The 16,943-nt window shown below is 73.3% G+C and carries 15 protein-coding genes; 12 read left to right on the top strand and 3 right to left on the bottom strand.

Annotation, left to right across the window (positions count from 1 at the left end; translation table 11 throughout):
• The first annotated feature begins 56 nt into the window (after nucleotides 1-56).
• Complete coding sequence (locus tag IAG43_RS06225) at nucleotides 57-1,247, top strand: acyl-CoA dehydrogenase family protein (RefSeq protein WP_187739757.1); 1,191 nt, start codon at nucleotides 57-59, stop codon at nucleotides 1,245-1,247.
• Between the two features lie 24 nt (nucleotides 1,248-1,271).
• Here the strand turns inward: IAG43_RS06225 and IAG43_RS06220 are convergent, their stop codons facing one another.
• The gene (locus IAG43_RS06220; protein ID WP_187739756.1) at nucleotides 1,272-1,703 is read right to left on the bottom strand and encodes a cell division protein SepF; all 432 of its coding nucleotides are present in this window, start codon (nucleotides 1,701-1,703) and stop codon (nucleotides 1,272-1,274) included.
• Nucleotides 1,704-1,995: 292 nt separating this feature from the next.
• On the opposite strand from IAG43_RS06220, the gene IAG43_RS06215 reads away from it, so the two are divergent.
• Entirely contained in the window at nucleotides 1,996-3,162 is a 1,167-nt protein-coding gene (locus IAG43_RS06215) for a DUF5685 family protein (protein WP_187739755.1), read from the top strand.
• A 178-nt stretch (nucleotides 3,163-3,340) separates the two neighbouring features.
• Here IAG43_RS06215 and IAG43_RS06210 read toward each other — a convergent pair whose 3' ends face one another.
• Both IAG43_RS06210 and IAG43_RS06205 read right to left on the bottom strand, forming a co-directional pair.
• Nucleotides 3,341-4,303, bottom strand: coding sequence for an ABC transporter substrate-binding protein (locus IAG43_RS06210; protein ID WP_187739754.1), 963 nt, complete (start codon nucleotides 4,301-4,303; stop codon nucleotides 3,341-3,343).
• On the bottom strand, nucleotides 4,300-4,797 hold the full coding sequence (locus IAG43_RS06205) for a GNAT family N-acetyltransferase (RefSeq protein ID WP_187739753.1): 498 nt from the start codon (nucleotides 4,795-4,797) through the stop codon (nucleotides 4,300-4,302). Before IAG43_RS06205 ends, IAG43_RS06210 begins: the two co-directional genes overlap by 4 nt.
• Nucleotides 4,798-5,523: 726 nt before the next feature.
• On the opposite strand from IAG43_RS06205, the gene IAG43_RS06200 reads away from it, so the two are divergent.
• The 10 genes from IAG43_RS06200 to IAG43_RS06155 all read left to right on the top strand — a co-directional run bounded on the left by IAG43_RS06200 (nucleotide 5,524) and on the right by IAG43_RS06155 (nucleotide 16,825).
• Nucleotides 5,524-6,381, top strand: coding sequence for an amino acid ABC transporter permease (locus tag IAG43_RS06200; protein WP_187739752.1), 858 nt, complete (start codon nucleotides 5,524-5,526; stop codon nucleotides 6,379-6,381).
• Nucleotides 6,378-8,162 carry an FAD/NAD(P)-binding protein gene (locus IAG43_RS06195; RefSeq protein WP_187739751.1) on the top strand — a complete coding sequence of 595 codons (1,785 nt, stop codon included), beginning with the start codon at nucleotides 6,378-6,380 and terminating at the stop codon, nucleotides 8,160-8,162. The genes IAG43_RS06200 and IAG43_RS06195 overlap by 4 nt, the downstream gene beginning before the upstream one ends.
• A 103-nt stretch (nucleotides 8,163-8,265) precedes the next feature.
• On the top strand, nucleotides 8,266-9,195 hold the full coding sequence (locus IAG43_RS06190) for an amino acid ABC transporter permease (RefSeq protein ID WP_187739750.1): 930 nt from the start codon (nucleotides 8,266-8,268) through the stop codon (nucleotides 9,193-9,195).
• Between the two features lie 8 nt (nucleotides 9,196-9,203).
• Nucleotides 9,204-9,956 (top strand): amino acid ABC transporter ATP-binding protein, encoded by a 753-nt coding sequence (locus IAG43_RS06185; RefSeq protein WP_187744315.1) that lies wholly within the window; start codon nucleotides 9,204-9,206, stop codon nucleotides 9,954-9,956.
• Between the two features lie 149 nt (nucleotides 9,957-10,105).
• The gene (locus IAG43_RS06180) at nucleotides 10,106-11,077 is read left to right on the top strand and encodes an ABC transporter substrate-binding protein (protein WP_187744314.1); all 972 of its coding nucleotides are present in this window, start codon (nucleotides 10,106-10,108) and stop codon (nucleotides 11,075-11,077) included.
• 39 nt (nucleotides 11,078-11,116) lie between these two features.
• On the top strand, nucleotides 11,117-12,154 hold the full coding sequence (locus IAG43_RS06175) for an LLM class flavin-dependent oxidoreductase (RefSeq protein WP_187739749.1): 1,038 nt from the start codon (nucleotides 11,117-11,119) through the stop codon (nucleotides 12,152-12,154).
• Nucleotides 12,151-13,467 (top strand): NtaA/DmoA family FMN-dependent monooxygenase, encoded by a 1,317-nt coding sequence (locus IAG43_RS06170; protein WP_187739748.1) that lies wholly within the window; start codon nucleotides 12,151-12,153, stop codon nucleotides 13,465-13,467. Before IAG43_RS06175 ends, IAG43_RS06170 begins: the two co-directional genes overlap by 4 nt.
• On the top strand, nucleotides 13,464-14,267 hold the full coding sequence (locus IAG43_RS06165; protein WP_187739747.1) for a DUF1684 domain-containing protein: 804 nt from the start codon (nucleotides 13,464-13,466) through the stop codon (nucleotides 14,265-14,267). Before IAG43_RS06170 ends, IAG43_RS06165 begins: the two co-directional genes overlap by 4 nt.
• A 274-nt stretch (nucleotides 14,268-14,541) precedes the next feature.
• Nucleotides 14,542-15,447 (top strand): S1 family peptidase, encoded by a 906-nt coding sequence (locus IAG43_RS06160; protein ID WP_187739746.1) that lies wholly within the window; start codon nucleotides 14,542-14,544, stop codon nucleotides 15,445-15,447.
• A gap of 292 nt (nucleotides 15,448-15,739) precedes the next feature.
• Nucleotides 15,740-16,825 (top strand): S1 family peptidase, encoded by a 1,086-nt coding sequence (locus tag IAG43_RS06155; RefSeq protein ID WP_187739745.1) that lies wholly within the window; start codon nucleotides 15,740-15,742, stop codon nucleotides 16,823-16,825.
• The last annotated feature ends 118 nt before the right edge of the window (nucleotides 16,826-16,943 follow it).

Genomic DNA, 16,943 nt, shown 5'->3' with positions numbered 1-16,943 from the left:
TAGTTTTTGTGCCTGTCGCCAGAAGTCACGCCGCGCGCGCCGCCGGAGGTCACGCCATGTCCGCACCCTCGAAGCCCCCCGCCTTCGACCCCGCCGACCCCCTGGGCCTCGACGACCTGCTCGACGCCGAGGAGCTCGCCGTGCGCGACACCGTCCGCGGCTGGGCCGCCGACCGCGTCCTGCCCGGCATCGCCGACTGGTACGAACGCGGCGAGCTGCCGGGCATCCGCGAGCTGGCCCGTGAACTCGGCTCGATCGGCGCTCTCGGGATGTCCCTCGACGGCTACGGCTGCGCCGGGGCGTCCGCGGTCCAGTACGGCCTCGCCTGCCTGGAACTGGAGGCCGCCGACTCGGGCATCCGCTCCCTCGTCTCCGTGCAGGGCTCCCTCGCCATGTACGCGATCCACCGCTTCGGCTCGGAGGAGCAGAAGCAGCGCTGGCTGCCCGGCATGGCGGCCGGCGAGATCATCGGCTGCTTCGGCCTCACCGAACCGGACCACGGCTCCGACCCCGCCGGCATGCGCACCCACGCCAAGCGCGAGGGCTCCGACTGGGTGCTCACCGGCCGCAAGATGTGGATCACCAACGGGTCCGTCGCCGGGGTCGCCGTGGTCTGGGCGCAGACCGACGACGGCATCCGCGGTTTCGTGGTGCCCACCGACAGCCCCGGCTTCTCCGCACCGGAGATCAGGCACAAGTGGTCGCTGCGGGCATCCGTGACCAGCGAGCTGGTGATGGACGGCGTACGGCTGCCCGCCGACGCGGTGCTGCCGGAGGTCACCGGGCTCCGCGGGCCGCTCAGCTGTCTGAGCCACGCCCGCTACGGCATCGTGTGGGGTTCCATGGGGGCCGCGCGGGCGAGTTTCGAGGCGGCGCTCGACTACGCGCGCACCCGCGAGCAGTTCGGCCGGCCGATCGGCGGCTTCCAGCTCACCCAGGCCAAGCTCGCCGACATGGCCGTCGAACTCCACAAGGGCATCCTGCTCGCGCACCACCTCGGCCGGCGCATGGACGCCGGACGGCTGCGACCGGAGCAGGTCAGCTTCGGGAAGCTCAACAACGTGCGCGAGGCGATCGAGATCTGCCGCACCGCCCGCACGATCCTCGGCGCGAACGGGATCTCCCTGGAGTACCCGGTGATGCGGCACGCGACCAACCTCGAATCGGTGCTCACCTACGAGGGCACCGTCGAGATGCACCAGCTGGTCCTGGGCAAGGCGCTCACCGGCCTCGACGCCTTCCGGTAGTCGGGGGGCCGGCGGGCGCCCTGCTCAGCTCTGGTTGAAGAAGCCGTCCTGCGCGCGGCCGGAGGGGTCCCCGCTGACGATCTGCGTGTCGGCGGGGGTGAGCAGGAACACCCGCGTGGCCACCCGCTCGATCGATCCGCGCAGACCGAAGCAGAGCCCCGCGGCGAAGTCGACCACCCGCTTCGCGTCACCGGGCTCCATCGAGGTCAGGTTCACGATGACGGGGACGCCGTCACGGAACAGCTCGCCGATGCCGCGGGCGTCCCGGAACCCGTCCGGGGAGACGGTCGCGATCCGGCGTCCCTCCTGCGACGCGGATTCGGAGGCCACGCGTACCCGGGGGTCGGTGACCCATGCGTCACCCGCCTCCTGACCCTCGGCGTACTCGTCGTCGTAGTAACGCCCGTCGTCCTCGACGAGTCCCAGCCAGGCGCTCGCCTTGCGTACCGAACCCATGGACGCCTCCTTCCGCTGCTGCAGTGGTCGCACTGCGGTCTCTGTCGTATCCGCACCCCTATGGTCGTCCATAATGCGGATCGCGCGCCAAGTGGATAGTCGGCGCGCAGGAGATTCGTGACGGTACTGGTGCAGAAGATGTGGCGGTTCGTCAAGGTTCTTCCTGTGCAGGGGGCATGAGGGGATCAAAATATAAAAGTCGGACCAGACGGGTGACGCCGGGGGCGTCCGGGTGAACGGGCTCATCGATACGATGCCCCCGATGAGTTGAACGACTCCCGGGGGATCGTCTGTGTTCGGAATAGTCAGACCCTGTACGCACCGGCTCGGTGACGCGCTCAGGACCGAGTGGATGGCGCATCTGTGCGGGCTCTGCCTGGCACTGCGGGCGGACCACGGGCAGTTCGCCCGCGTCGTGACCAACTACGACGGCCTGATCGTCTCGGTTCTGACGGAGGCTCAGACCGAACGCACGCCCCGGGCCCGCCGCACCGCCGGACCCTGTCCGCTGCGCGCCATGCGCACCGCCCCCGTCGCCCGGGGCGAGGGGGCGAAGCTGGCCGCCGCCGTGTCGCTGGTCCTCGCCTCCGCCAAGGTGCGCGACCATGTCGCCGACGGCGACGGCCTGCTGGCCCGCCGCCCCGTCGCCGCGGCCGCCCGCCGGGTCGCGGCCGGCTGGGACCGGGCCGGCGCCCGTTCCGGCGCCGCGCTCGGATTCGACACCGCCGTCCTCGTCGACGCCGTCGACCGGCAGACCGGCATCGAGGCCCTGGCGGGACCCGGCACCCCGCTGCTCACCGTCACCGAGCCCACCGAGACGGCCACCGCCGCGGCCTTCGCCCATACCGCCGTGCTGGCGGACCGCCCGGAGAACACCGCCCCGCTCGCCGAGGCCGGACGGCTCTTCGGGCGCCTCGCGCACCTGCTGGACGCGGTCGAGGACCAGGCCGCCGACGCCGCCTGCGGCGCCTGGAACCCGCTCACCGCGACCGGCACCCCGCTCACCGAGGCCCGCAGGCTGGCCGACGACGCCGTGCACGGCATCCGGCTCGCGCTGCGCGACGCCGACTTCGTCGACGACCGCCTGGTCCACGTGCTCCTCGCCCACGAGCTGCGCACCTCCGTGGACCGGGCCTTCTCCACCACGACCTGCTCGCACCAGCCGGGCCCGTACGCTCCCGGCAACCCCTACGCCCCGGGCGGCCCCGGCCCCGGCGGCCCGCTGCCCCCCGAGCCGCCCCGTCGCGACCGGCGCGGGCTGATCGCGGGCTGCCTGGTGTGGGCGGGACTCGCCTGCACCTGCCAGATGTGCTGCGGCACCCACGAGGACCCGTGGAGCGGGGAGCGCAAGGAAGGCCTGTGCAGCAGCTGCGACTGCGGCAGCTGCTGCGACTGCTGCTCCTGCTGCTCGGACGGCTGCTCCTGCTGCGAGGGCTGCGACTGCAACTGCGACTGCTGAGCCGCTCACACGCGAGCTGCTGAGCCGCACACAGACGGACGGCTGAGCCGCACACACACGGACTGCTGAGCCGCACCCACACGAGAGGCACGGCACGACGCCCCGCCGGGAATGCTCCTGACGGGGCGTCGGTCCGTGCCGGAACCGGACGGCGGCGCGGCGCCGTCCGGCCGGCCGGTCACGTGATCTCGGGCGGCGAGATCTGCGAGGTCTCGATCGCCGACTCGCTCGTCCCCCACTTCTCCAGGATGCGGTCGTAGGTCCCGTCCGCCTTGAGCTTGTTCACCGCGGCCTGGAAGGCGGGCGCCAGCGGGGTGCCCTTCTTGAAGGCGAAGCCCACGTCGAGCCGCTTGAACTCGTTGAGGAACGTGGTGCCCGGCTGCTGGGTCACCGCGTAGCGCAGCCCGTTGATGGTGCTCATCACGATGTCGCTGCGCCCCTGGTGGAGGGAGATCCACACGGCGCCGGGCTCCGCGTAGGTCTGCACCTCGTACGGCTTCTCGCCGGCCGCCGCGCAGACGCCCTTGTTCTTCTCCAGCACGGCCTCGAAGGTGGTGCCCGCGCCGGTGGCGACCTTCAGGCCGCACAGGTCCTCGAAGGCGGACACCTTGCCGGGCGACGACTTCTCCAGCGCCGCGAAGCCCTGACCGTCGTTGATGTAGGTGACGAAGTCGATGGTCTTCCGGCGTTCCTCGGTCACACCGAAGTTGCCGGTGCCGACGTCGTACTTGCCGCTGCCGAGGGAGGGCAGGATCGCCTCGAAGCCGGCGACCTCGCGCTCCAGCCGCAGGCCGAGCACCTTGGCGACGGCGTCGGCGAAGTCGATGTCCTGGCCGACGAGGGTTTTGCCGTCCTTGAGATAGGTGGCGTTCGGCGGGTTGCCGATGGCCGCCGCGATCTTGAGGGTGCCCCGGTCGCGGATGTCCGCGGGCAGCAGATCCGCCGCCGCCCGGTCCTTCTTCACCTGGGAGACCACGTCGGTGACGGGCAGTTCCCCCTGCCCGGCGGGTGCGGCGCCCTTGGCCGCCGGCGCCGGCTGCGCGGCGCCGCCGTCCCCGCCCCCGCCCGAACCGCAGGCGGTGAGGGTCAGCGCGGTGGCGGTGATCAGCGCGAACGTCAGCGAATGGCGTGTCCTGCTCATGAGACGTGGTTCTCCAGGTGTTTTTCGAACGGCAGCGGGCCGATCGACTCCGGATCTGCGGACAGATCGAAGAGGGGGCGGTAACCGGCGGCCAGGTAGAGGCCCTTGGCCTCGGGCTGCCGTGGTCCGGTGGTCAGGAAGATCCGTGCGTAGCCGCGTTCGGCGGCGTCGAGCTCCAGCACGCGCAGCACCCGCCGGGCGAGCCCCCGGCGGCGGTGCGCCGAGTGCGTCCAGATCCGCTTGAGCTCGGCGGTCGTCGCGTCGAAGCGGCGGTACGCGCCCCCGGCGACGGGCCGGCCGCGCTCCAGGAGCAGCAGGAAGGCGCCGTCGGGCGGGGCGAACTCCGCGGGTGCGTACCGCTGGAGGTCCTCGGCGGACCCGTAGCGGGTCAGGTACTCGTGGGCCAGTTCCGCGAGCAGCGGGCCGGCCAGGGGATCGTCGGCCGTGGTCCGCCGCACGGACAGCGCGGGGCCAGGGCTCGGGGAGACGGTCATGCGTGTCCCGGGTTCGGTGTCCGCCCGGTCCTGGCGGACGGGCGGGCAGGACGGAGGTACGCGAGAGGTGCGGCGAGGGGAGCCGCGGAGGTACGGGAGTGTGAAGGCACGCGGGGCGTCGGAAGACGGACGGGAGGCGTGGCCGCCTCGGGGCGTGTGGCGGAAGCAGCTCCGTCCGCCCGGAGGGCGGGGCCTGCGGCATCCGGTGCGTGCGGTCGCGAGGCGGAGGATCATCCTCGTACCGGGCGTACGCGGACGACTCCGGCAACGCGGCACGGGGGCACCTCCCAGCGGTGGCCGGGGGAGTGCGTGCCGGGTGGCGCGGGCCAGGAGGGACTATCGCAACACGCCCAGGGGCGGCGGCGGGACACCCCGGCGCGGGGCGCGGGGTTCACCGGAAGCACTGCGGCAGGACGGCCTGCGCCGGCGGACGCGACGGGGCCGCTACAGCGGAGGACGGCTCAACAGGAAGAGGACCACACGCGACCGAAGTCGATGTGGGAGCGCGTGACCAGCCACTGCTGTGAATGCATGGCCCAAGTGGAGCAGGCTTCCCGTCCCCGCGTCAACTGCCGGGCGGTCAGGCGCCCACAGTCCGGACGGGCTTGACAGAACGGGTGCCGGGCCGCTTACCTCGGGGCTCACGACCGCTGCTGAGGGGCGCGGTCGCACGTGTCCCGTGAAGGCACCACCCGTGTTCGATCTCTGCATCCACGGAGCCTTCGCATGGCCGTGCCCACCGACGCCCTCCCCGTGTCGCCTCCCGCCAGGACCGACGACCCGTCCCCGCCGCGCATCGTGCCGGCGCGCAGGACGGGCCAGTGGCTGGCCGCCGCCGTCGTCCTGCTGCTGCTGGCGGTCGTCGCCGCCTCCGTCGTCCGCAACGACGCCTTCATGTGGCCCGTGGTCGGCGAGTACTTCACCTCCGCGTCCGTGCTGCGCGGCCTGGGGCTCACCCTCTGGCTGACCGCCGTGGTCATGGTGCTCGGCTTCGCCCTCGGCACCCTGCTCGCCGTGATGCGGCTGTCCGCCAACCCGGTGCTCGCCCATGTCAGCCACGGCTACATCTGGCTGCTGCGCTCCACCCCGCTGCTGGTGCAGCTCCTGTTCTGGTTCAACATCGGCGCCCTGTACCCGCAGATCTTCGGCGTGCGCACCGTCGACCTGCTCGGTCCGGTGACCATCGCCGTCATCGGGCTCACCCTCCACGAGGCCGCCTACGCCGCGGAGGTAGTCCGCGGCGGCATCCTCTCCGTCGAGCCGGGCCAGATCGAGGCCGCCCAGTCGCTCGGCCTCGGGCGCGGCCGGCGGCTGCGGCGGATCGTGCTGCCGCAGGCCATGCGCGCCATCGTGCCCCCGGCGGGGAACATGCTCATCGGCACCCTCAAGGGCACCTCGATCGTCAGCGTCATCGCCGTGCAGGACCTGCTCTACTCCGTGCAGCTCGTCTACCACCGCACCTACCAGGTGGTGCCGCTGCTGCTGGTCGCCACCATCTGGTACGCCGCGGTCACCACGGTCCTCTCCGTCGGACAGCACTACGTCGAGAAGCACTACGCACGCGGCACGGTCGGTGCCCGGTGACCTCCCTCGCGATCATCGGCGCCGGGCCGCGGGGGACCGGCGTCCTGGAGAGACTCGCGGCCAGCCTGCCCGAGCTGTACGGCGGGCTGCCCCTCGACATCCACCTCGTCGACCCCCACCCGCCCGGCGGCGGACGGATATGGCGCCACGACCAGTCGCCCCTGCTGTGGATGAACTCCATGGCCCAGGACGTCACCATGTTCACCGACGACACCGTCCGCCAGGACGGCCCCGTCGTACCCGGCCCCACGTACGCCGAGTGGTCCGGAACCGACGGGCAGCGCTTCCCCACCCGGCGGGAGCAGTCGGCCTATCTGCGCTGGGTGTACGAGCGCGCCCGGGCCGCCCTGCCCCCGACCGTCACCGTGCACGAGCACCGCACCACCGCCCTGCGGGTCGAGGGGACCCCCGGCGGACGGCAGCGCGTACGGCTGGCCGGCCGCGACCTTCCCCTGGAGGCAGACGCGGTGGTGCTCGCCCTCGGCCACCTGGATGCCGGACCGGACGCCGAGCAGCGGCGCCTGGCCGCCTTCGCCCGCCGCCACGGGCTCCTCCACCTGCCGCCGGACTTCACCGCCGACGCCGACCTCGACGCCCTGCCCGCCGGGGAACCGGTCCTCGTCCGCGGGTTCGGGCTCGCCTTCGTCGACCTCATGGTGCTGCTCACCGAGGGCCGGGGCGGCCGCCACCACGACGGGGAGTACCTGCCGTCCGGGCGCGAGCCGGTGCTCTGGGTCGGCTCGCGCCGGGGCGTGCCGTACCGCTCCAAGATCGGCTACACCACCGCCGAACGCCCGCCGCTGCCCCGCTTCTTCGGACCGCAGCAGATCGCCGAGCTGCGCGACCGCGCCCCGCGCCCCGACTTCCGGCGCGACATCTGGCCACTCGTCGCCAAAGAGCTCGGCTGGGCCCACTACCACCGGCTGTTCACCGCCCACCCCGAGCGCACCGCGTCGCCCTGGCCCGACTTCGAGAAGGCGTACGCCGCCGCGCCACCGGGCAGCCCCGAACTGGCCGCGCTCGCCGCCGTCGCGGTGCCCGACCCCGCCGACCGGCTCGACCTCGCCGCGCTCGACCGCCCGCTCGCCGGAGTGCGCCACACCTCGGCCGAGGAGCTCCAGGAGGAGCTGCGCGCCCACATCGCCGCGGACCTCGACCGCCGCCACGACCCGCGGTACAGCCAGGACCTCGCCGTCTTCCACGGGCTGCTCTCCGTCTACGGCCAGTTGCTCACCCTGGGGGGTGACATCGACGGCGGCTGGCACGGCTTCTTCAGCTACCTCGCCTCCGGCCCGCCCGGGCCCCGGCTGCGGCAGCTGCTGGCCCTCTCACGGGCGGGTGTCGTCCGCTTCGCCGGTCCGGACATCGCCGTCACCGCGGACGAGGAGCGCGGGGTGTTCGCCGCCACCGGAGCCACCCTGCCCGGCGAACGGATCGAGGCCCGCGCCCTGGTCGAGGCCCGGCTGCCCGATGCGACCAGGGAACTCACCCGCAGCCCGCTGATGCGGTCCCTGTACGAGGACGGCGCCGCGTCCGGCGCAGGAGGGCTGCTCGCCGTGGACCCCGCCGACGGGCGGGTGCTCGACCGCGCCGGACGGGCGCATCCGCGCCGGTTCGCGCTCGGCCCGCACACCACCGCGCACGGCGGGGGCGCGTTCCCCCGGCCGCGCACCGGCGGACCGGCGTTCCGGCAGAACGACGCGACCGCGCGGGCCGCGCTCACCCTCCTGCGGGACCTGGAGTGTCCCGGCGCCGGCGACGCGGCCCGCCGGCCCGCCTGACACCGGGCCTCCCGCAGCCGCGCCGCCCCGCGGGCCGTGCCCGCACCGTGCGCGACGCGCGCACGCAGACCCCCGTCCCTCCCACCGCACCCCGGGAACCGCCATGTCCCTCGCCACCGATCCGCCCACCGCCGGGCCCCCGCCGCCGGACCCTCCGGGCACGGCCCCGGCCGAAGCGCCCGCCCCCGAAGCCCCCGCCCCCGAAGTGCCGCAGCTGCGGATCGTGCGCCTGCGCCACCCCTGGCGGTGGGTCGCCGTCGCCGCGACGGCGGTGGTGGTCGCCCAGTTCGCCCATGGCCTGATCACCAACCCCGGCTGGGAATGGGACGTCTTCGCCCGGTTCTTCACCGCGGAGACCGTCGTGAAGGCCGTCTGGGTCACCCTCCAGCTCACCTTCTACGGCACCGCCATCGGCTTCGCCCTCGGCATCCTGCTCGCCTTCATGCGGCTCTCCCGCAGCCGCTTCCTCTCCGGTGTCGCCTTCACCTACATCTGGGCGTTCCGGTCGATCCCGCTGATCGTGCAGCTGCTGTTCTGGTTCAACCTCGCCTACCTCTACAAGGAGCTCCAGTTCGGCATCCCGTTCGGGCCGGGCTTCGTCTCCTTCGACACGATGGGCCTGGTCGGCGCGATGAGCGCCGCCGTCCTCGGGCTCGCGCTGCACCAGGCGGCCTACGCGGCCGAGATCGTGCGCGCCGGAGTGCTCTCCGTCGACAGCGGGCAGACCGAGGCCGCCGCGGCGCTCGGCATCCCCCGGCTGCGGCAGGCCCGCCGCATCGTGCTGCCTCAGGCGATGCGCTCCATCCTGCCGAACGCCGCCAACGAGATCATCTCGCTCTTCAAGGGCACCTCGATCGTCTCCGTCATGGCGATCGGTGAGCTCTTCTACCAGGTCCAGGTCGTCTACGGACGCAACGGCCGGGTCGTGCCGCTGCTGATGGTCGCCACGGTCTGGTACATCCTCCTGACCACCGCGCTCTCCGTCCTCCAGCACTACGTCGAACGCCACTACGCCAAGGGAGCAGCGCGATGAGCGACGCCATGGTCGAAGTCCGGTCCGTCCACAAGAGTTTCGGGTCGCTGGAGGTGCTGCGCGGCATCGACCTCGACGTGCGCACCGGTGAGGTCACCGTCGTCCTCGGCCCGTCCGGATCGGGGAAGTCGACGCTGCTGCGCACCATCAACCACCTGGAGAAGGTCGACCGCGGCTGGGTCAGCGTCGACGGAACCCTGATCGGCTACCGCCGCTCGGGGGACAAGCTGTACGAACTCCCCGAGCGGGAGGTGCTCAAGCAGCGCACCCGGATCGGCTTCGTCTTCCAGAACTTCAACCTCTTCCCGCACCTGACGGTCCTCGACAACATCGTCGAGGCCCCCGTCTCCGCCCTCGGCCGCCCCCGCAGGGAGGCGGTCGCCGCCGCGGAGAAGCTGCTGGCGCGCGTCGGGCTCGCCGACAAGGCCGCCGCCTATCCCAAGCAGCTCTCGGGCGGCCAGCAGCAGCGGGTGGCCATCGCCCGCGCCCTCGCCCTCGAACCGAAGCTGCTGCTGTTCGACGAGCCGACCTCGGCGCTCGACCCGGAACTCGTGGGCGAGGTCCTCGACGTCATCAAGGACCTCGCGGCCCAGGGCACCACGATGATCGTCGTCACCCATGAGATCGGCTTCGCCCGCGAGGTCGCCGACACCGTCGTCTTCATGGACGACGGCCGGATCGTCGAACAGGGCCCGCCCGGCGAGGTGCTCGACAGCCCCCGCCAGGAGCGCACCCGTGCCTTCCTCTCCAAGGTCCTGTGAGCGCCACCGCTCCCGGGCCGCTCGTCCCGCCGGTCGTCCGCGGGCCGTTCGTCCCGGCCTCCGTTCCCGGGCCGGTCGTCCCGCCGTTCGCCCGCGGGCCGTTCGTCCCGTCCCTCTCCCGTACCGCCACTCGTCGCAAGGAGCACACCGTGCCGTCCCGCCGCACCCTTCTGGCCGCCGCCGCCACTCTCGCCGCCTCCGCACTCCTCACCGCCTGCGGGACGAGCGACGCCGCCGACAACACCGTCCGGCCCGACGGGCACAAGGGCGCCGGCATCAACATCGGCCCCGACCAGGACCGCATCCGCGGCAAGAAGAACGACGCCGCGGCGGCGAAGCTGCCCGCCGCGATCCGGGAGCGCGGCACGCTGCGCATCGGCGCGAGCGCCGACGCCTCGCCCCCGCTCGGCTTCTACGCCACCGACGACAAGACCCGTATCGGGTCCGAGATCGACCTGGCGACCCTGGTCGCCGACACCCTCGGCCTGAAGGTGGAGTTCGAGGCGGTCTCCTGGGAGAACCTCTTCGTCGGGCTGGACAGCTCCAAGTTCGACGCCGTGTTCTCCAACGTCACCGTGACCGAGGAGCGCAAGGAGAAGTACGACTTCGCCACCTACCGGCTCGACGACCTGGCCTTCGAGACGAAGAAGGGCGCGGGCGCCATCAAGGGGCCCGCCGACGTCGCGGGCAAGAAGATCTCGGTCTCCTCCGGTACCAACCAGGAGAAGATCCTGGTCGACTGGAGCGAGCAGAACGAGAAGGCCGGGCGCGATCCGGTGGACATCGTGTACTTCCAGAAGGACACCGACTACTACCTCGCCCTCCAGTCCGGACGGATCGACGCCCACCTCGGCCCCCACCCGTCCGCCGCCTACCACGTCGCCTCCGCCGGCCAGACCGAGATCGCCGGCAAGCTCTCCGGCGGCGGCGACCAGGTGCAGGGCAAGATCGCGGCCACCACGAAGAAGGACAGCGGCCTGGTCGAGGCGTACGCCGCCGCGATCGACCACGTCATCCAGGACGGCTCCTACGCCAAGGTGCTGGACCGCTGGGGTCTGGCGAGCGAGGCCGTCCCGAAGTCGGAGATCAACCCGCCGGGTCTGCCCAAGCCGCGGGACTGACCCGCAGACCCGACCCCGTCGCCACCGAAAGGCCGTTCCATGCCAGCCCCCGCCCCGCTCCACCTCGCCGCCGAGATCGGCGGACCGCCCCATGACGACCCCGGCCGGCTTCTCGGGCTCGCCCGGACCGCCGAGGAGGGGCTGCTCGACTTCGTCACCCTGGCCGACTCCTTCGGCGGCCCCGGTCCCGACGCGCTCGGGGCCCTCGCCCGGATCGCGCCGGAGACCCGCCGGATCGGCCTGGTGCCCACCGTGACCACCACCCACACCGAGCCGTTCCACGTGCAGGCGGGTGTCGCCACCCTCGACTGGGTCAGCCGGGGCCGGGCGGGCTGGCGTGTCGATGTGTCGACATCGGCCGCGGAGAACCGGCTCGTCGGCCGCCGGGAACTCCTCGGCCCCGAAGCCGCCTGGGCGGAGGCGGGCGAGGTGGCAGAGGTCTCGCGGCTGCTGTGGGACAGCTGGGAGGACGACGCCGAGATACGCGACACGCCGACAGGCCGCTTCGTCGACCGCGACAAGCTCCACTACGTCGACTACCGGGGCACGGCCTTCGGCGTCCGGGGGCCGTCGATCGTGCCCCGGCCGCCGCAGGGCCACCCCGTCACCGTCGTCGACGCGTCGGCGGCGGTGAGCCGGGACACCGCGGCCCGCCACGCCGACGTCGTGCTGCTGCGGGCCGGGACCGCCGAGGAGACGGCGGCCCGGGGCACGGAACTCCGTGCCCGGGCCGCCGCCCTGGGCCGGGACCCGGGGACGCTGCGGATCCTCGCCACCCTCGTCGTCGACCTCGGTGACGGGCCCGCCGCCTCCGCGCCGGGCGGCGGACACTTCGGCGGCAGCCCCGCCGGACTCGCGGACCTGATCGCCCGGTGGCACGCCGGCGGCGCCGTGGACGGCTTCCACCTCGTGCCCCTGGCCCCGGACACCGGCCTAGCCCGGCTCACCGCGGGCACCGTCGCCGCCCTGCGCGAGCGGGGCCTGTTCCGCGACCGGTACGAGGACACCACCCTGCGCGGGCACCTCCGGCTCGCCCGCCCCGCCAACCACTTCGCCACCACCGGGGGAGCCTCATGACCACCGGCCCGACGCCGCCGCGCAAGCAGATCCACCTCGCCGCCCACTTCCCCGGGGTCAACAACACCACGGTGTGGGCCGATCCCCGGTCCGGGAGCCAGATCGACTTCGACTCCTTCGTCCACCTCGCCCGCACCGCGGAGCGCGGCCTCTTCGACTTCTTCTTCCTCGCCGAGGGGCTGCGGCTGCGCGAGCACAAGGGCCGCGTCCACGACCTCGACGTCGTCGGCAGGCCCGAGTCGATCACCGTCCTGAACGCCCTCGCGGCGGTCACCGACCGTCTCGGCCTGGCCGCCACCGTCAACGCCACCTTCAACGAACCCTGGGAGCTGGCCCGCCGCCTCGCCTCGCTGGACCTGCTGAGCGGCGGCCGCGCCGCCTGGAACGTCGTCACCTCGTCCGACGCGTTCACCGGCGAGAACTTCCGGCGCGGCGGGTTCCTCGACCGGGCCGACCGCTACACCCGGGCCGCCGAGTTCGTCGCCGCGGCCCGCGCGCTGTGGGACGCGGCCGGCGCGGGGCAGCGCTCCTTCGCCTGGTCCGGAGACCACTTCGCCATCGCCGGGGAGAGCACCCCGCCCCGCTCCCCGCAGGGACGGCCCGTGGTCATCCAGGCCGGGGACTCCGACGAGGGGCGGGAGTTCGCCGCCTCGGCCGCCGACGTCATCTTCACCCGGCACGGAACCCTGGAGGCCGGCCGGGCCTTCTACCGCGACGTCAAGCGGCGGCTGCCCCGGCACGGCCGCCGCGAGGAGGACCTCAAGCTGATGCCCGGGGTCACGGTCGTCCTCGGGGACACCGCCGCCGACGCCCAGGAGCGCGCCGCCGAGATCCGCCGGCAGCAGATCTCCCCGCAGAACGCGATCCACGCGCTGGAACTCGTCTGGGGCCGGGACCTCTCCGCGTACGACCCCGACGGACCGCTGCCGGACGTCGACCCGGACCCGGACTCCGCCCTCGTCCAGGGCCGGGTGCGCCACGCCGACCCGTTCGAGGCGGCGGCCCGCTGGCGCGCGCTCTCCGAGGAGAAGGGGCTGTCGATCCGGCAGACGGTCATCGAGACCACCAGCCGCCAGTCGTTCATCGGCACCCCGTCGGCGGTGGCGGCCGCGATGGCCGAGTTCGTCGAGCGGGACGCGGCCGACGGCTTCATCCTCGTGCCCCACCTCACCCCCGGCGGCCTCGACGGCTTCGTCGACACGGTGGTGCCGCTCCTCCAGGAGCGCGGCGTGTTCCGCACCCGGTACACCGGCACCACGCTGCGCGAGCACCTCGGTCTCACCGGGACCGGTGTGGAAAGGTCGGCGGCATGAGCACGGACGCATCCGCCGGGTACGACCGGCGTGACTGGCAGGAATGGCACGAACAGCGCATCGCGAGCGCCGGCGAGCCGTACGGTCCGCTGTCCCTGACGGGCACCCACTGGCTCGCCGACCACCCCGAGGGGCGAATTCCGGCCGTCCCGGGGCTCTGGGCGGACGACGGCGACCACGTGCTGCTGACCGCGGGCGGAGAGGACGGCCTCACCCTCGACGGCAAGCCGTTCACCGGCACCGTCGCCCTCGCCCCCGATCATGCGCCCATCCCCGCTTCCCGGGTCGCCCACGGCGACCGGCGGCTGGTCGTCCTGCGGCGCGAAGGGCTCTGGGCGGTGCGGGACTTCGACCCCCGTGCGCCGGCCCGCCGGGCGTTCACGGGCATCGAGGCCACGCCGTACGACCCCCGCTGGCGGGTCCGGGGACGCTTCCGGCCGTACGGGGAGCACCGGAGCGTCCGGGTGGAGAACGCGGACGGACGCGAACGCGGGCTCGGTCTCGGCGGCGAGATCGTCTTCGCGCTCGACGGGACCGAGCACACCCTCCGGGCGGCCGTCGAGGCCGACGGCTCGCTGTGGGCGGTCTTCGCCGACGCCACCAGCGGGGACGGCAGCTACCGGTTCCGCTTCCTGCGGCCCGGGGCCCCCGCGGCCGACCTCGCGGTGGACGTCGACTTCAACCGCGCGCTGCTCCCGCCGTGCGCCTTCGCCGACCACTTCATCTGCCCCTTCCCGCCGCCCGGGAACACCCTCCCGGTGGCGGTCGCCGCCGGTGAGCGGAACCTGGCGGAAGGCTGATCCGTCCCACCGGACGACCGGGCGCGGCACGCCGCGCGGCGCCCCGGGAGCGAAGGGCTCCCGGGGCGCCGCGCCGTGCCCGCGAACAGCGGCCGGAATCCGCCCTTGTCAGGCATTCCCGCCCTTGTGCGGCCGGTTGGCGCCGCCAATACTCCCGACCAGCGCTCGCCAGGGGCACGGACTGTCCGGAAACGGACGGCACCTGCCCGCCGGCCGCGCCTCACGGGCCCCGACCCCACGAACGGGCCCCCTTTCCCCTCGGGAGGAACGACACGTGAGGATCAAGCGCACCATCCCCGGCAGCACCTCCGGCAGACGGGGCCGTCTGCTCGCCGCCGCCACCGGTCTGATCGCGGCCGCGGCGCTGGCCGTCCCCACCGCCACCGCCTCCGCCGACCAGCAAGGGACCTTCGGCGCGGCCCAGCTCGCCGCCGCGAGCGACGCCGTGCTCGCAGCCGACGTGCCGGGCACCGCCTGGCACGTCGACCGGGCCACCGGCACCCTGGTCGTCACCGCCGACTCCACCGTCTCCCGCGCCGAGATCGCCGCCATCAAGCGCGAGGCGGGCCCGCAGGCCGGAGCCCTGCGCATCGAACGCACCCCGGGCACCTTCTCCAAGCTCATCGCCGGCGGCGACGCCATCTACGCCAGCAGCTGGCGCTGCTCGCTCGGCTTCAACGTCCGCAGCGGCAGCACCTACTACCTGCTGACCGCCGGCCACTGCACCGACGGCGCGGGCACCTGGTACACCAACTCCGCCCGGACCACCGCCATCGGGCCCACGGCCGGGTCGAGCTTCCCCGGCAACGACTACGGCCTGGTGCGCTACACCAACACCTCGCTCGCCCACCCGGGCACCGTCGGCGGCGTCGACATCACCGGCGCGGCCAACGCGACCGTCGGCATGTCCGTCACCCGCCGCGGCTCCACCACCGGCACCCACAGCGGCACCGTCACCGGCCTCAACGCCACCGTCAACTACGGCGGCGGCGACGTCGTCTACGGCATGATCCGTACCAACGTCTGCGCCGAACCGGGCGACTCGGGCGGCCCGTTGTACTCCGGGAGCAGGGCCATCGGCCTGACCTCCGGCGGCAGCGGCAACTGCTCGACCGGCGGCACGACGTTCTTCCAGCCGGTCACCGAGGCGCTCAGCGCCTACGGGGTCAGCGTGTACTAGGGAACGCCCTCCGGGTGTACCGGGGGAACGCCCTTTGGCCGCGGAGACCGCCCCCTGCCGCACCCGCGACGAGCCCCCGCCCGGACCGCCGGGCGGGGGCTCCTGTCATGGGCGGACCGCCCATGACAGGAGCCCATTTCGTGAAGGCGGTGTGAACGCACCCGTGTTGTCGTGTGCCCGTCCAGAAGTCGGCCTTGTGTGCGAGTGCGACGCCTCGGAATAGTGAGCGCGTCCACCTCCGCTCCCGGACACCCCACTTGTCCCGGGCGCGGCCCCCCACAGGAGGTCACCTTTGAAGCACCGTCGCATAACCCGGAGGAAGACCGCCGTCGCCGGCGGCGCCGTCGTCGCGCTGCTCGCCGCGGGTTTCACCTTCCAGAGTGCGAACGCCAGTGACAACCCCGAGCAGTTCTCGGTCAAGGCGCTGACCGCGCCCGCGGCCGGGACGCTCGCGCTCTCCCTCAAGTCCGACCTCGGCGCGGACGAGGCCGGTTCCTACTACGACACCGAGGCGAAGGCCCTCGTCGTCAACGTCCTCTCGCAGGAGGCGGCGACGACCGTGCGCGAGGCCGGCGGCAAGGCCCGGATCGTCCAGAACACCCTCGCCGAACTGACCGGGGCGCGCCAGACGCTCTCCGACAAGGCCGCCATCCCCGGCACCTCCTGGGCGACCGACCCGGTCACCAACAGGGTCGTCGTGACGGCCGACCGCACGGTCGCGGGTGCGGAGCTCACCAAGCTGAAGAAGGTCGTCGAGGGCCTCGGCGCCAAGGCCGAGCTGAAGCGGACCGCGGGCGAGTTCACCACCTTCGCCTCGGGCGGCGACGCCATCCACTCCGGCGGCGGCCGCTGCTCCCTCGGCTTCAACGTCGTCAAGGACGGCGAGCCCCACTTCGTCACCGCCGGGCACTGCGGCGAGACCGGCAGCGAGTGGTCGGACTCGGCGGGCGGCGCGGCCATCGGCTCGATGGTCGACTCCCAGTTCCCGGGCAACGACTTCGCGCTGGTGAAGTACAGCGGTGACACCGCGCACCCGAGCGAGGTCAACCTCTACAACGGCAGCGCGCAGGCCATCACCTCCGCGGGCGACGCCACGGTCGGCATGCAGGTGCAGCGCAGCGGCTCGACCACCCAGGTCCACGACGGCGAGGTCACCGGCCTCGACGCGACCGTGAACTACGGCAACGGCGACGTCGTCGAGGGGCTCATCCAGACCTCGGTCTGCGCCGAGCCCGGCGACAGCGGCGGCTCGCTCTTCGCGGGCGAGGTGGCGATCGGCCTCACCTCGGGCGGCAGCGGCGACTGCTCCTCGGGCGGGGAGACGTTCTTCCAGCCCGTGACCGAGGCGCTCTCGGCGTTCGGCGCGCAGATCGGCTGAGACCGGTGACGGCGGGCGGCCGGTGACGCGGCCGCCCGGTGTCCGGCGAGGGGATCGGCCGGCACCGCGGCGGTGACGTCCCGTCCGCCGGGGCCCGGACGCCGTCCGGCGTCCTCAC

Source organism: Streptomyces genisteinicus (assembly GCF_014489615.1).
In the GTDB taxonomy this organism is placed as follows: domain Bacteria; phylum Actinomycetota; class Actinomycetes; order Streptomycetales; family Streptomycetaceae; genus Streptomyces; species Streptomyces genisteinicus.
This window is presented reverse-complemented; position numbering and strand designations above follow the sequence as displayed.

Bases quoted from the DNA above. Each gene is read 5' to 3' on its own strand.
- IAG43_RS06165 (WP_187739747.1), top strand. From the start codon at position 13,464: ATGAGCACGGACGCATCCGCCGGGTACGACCGGCGTGACTGGCAGGAA.
- IAG43_RS06210 (WP_187739754.1), bottom strand. From the start codon at position 4,303: ATGAGCAGGACACGCCATTCGCTGACGTTCGCGCTGATCACCGCCACC.
- IAG43_RS06185 (WP_187744315.1), top strand. From the start codon at position 9,204: ATGGTCGAAGTCCGGTCCGTCCACAAGAGTTTCGGGTCGCTGGAGGTG.
- IAG43_RS06190 (WP_187739750.1), top strand. From the start codon at position 8,266: ATGTCCCTCGCCACCGATCCGCCCACCGCCGGGCCCCCGCCGCCGGAC.
- IAG43_RS06170 (WP_187739748.1), top strand. From the start codon at position 12,151: ATGACCACCGGCCCGACGCCGCCGCGCAAGCAGATCCACCTCGCCGCC.
- IAG43_RS06205 (WP_187739753.1), bottom strand. From the start codon at position 4,797: ATGACCGTCTCCCCGAGCCCTGGCCCCGCGCTGTCCGTGCGGCGGACC.
- IAG43_RS06220 (WP_187739756.1), bottom strand. From the start codon at position 1,703: ATGGGTTCGGTACGCAAGGCGAGCGCCTGGCTGGGACTCGTCGAGGAC.
- IAG43_RS06225 (WP_187739757.1), top strand. From the start codon at position 57: ATGTCCGCACCCTCGAAGCCCCCCGCCTTCGACCCCGCCGACCCCCTG.
- IAG43_RS06175 (WP_187739749.1), top strand. From the start codon at position 11,117: ATGCCAGCCCCCGCCCCGCTCCACCTCGCCGCCGAGATCGGCGGACCG.
- IAG43_RS06200 (WP_187739752.1), top strand. From the start codon at position 5,524: ATGGCCGTGCCCACCGACGCCCTCCCCGTGTCGCCTCCCGCCAGGACC.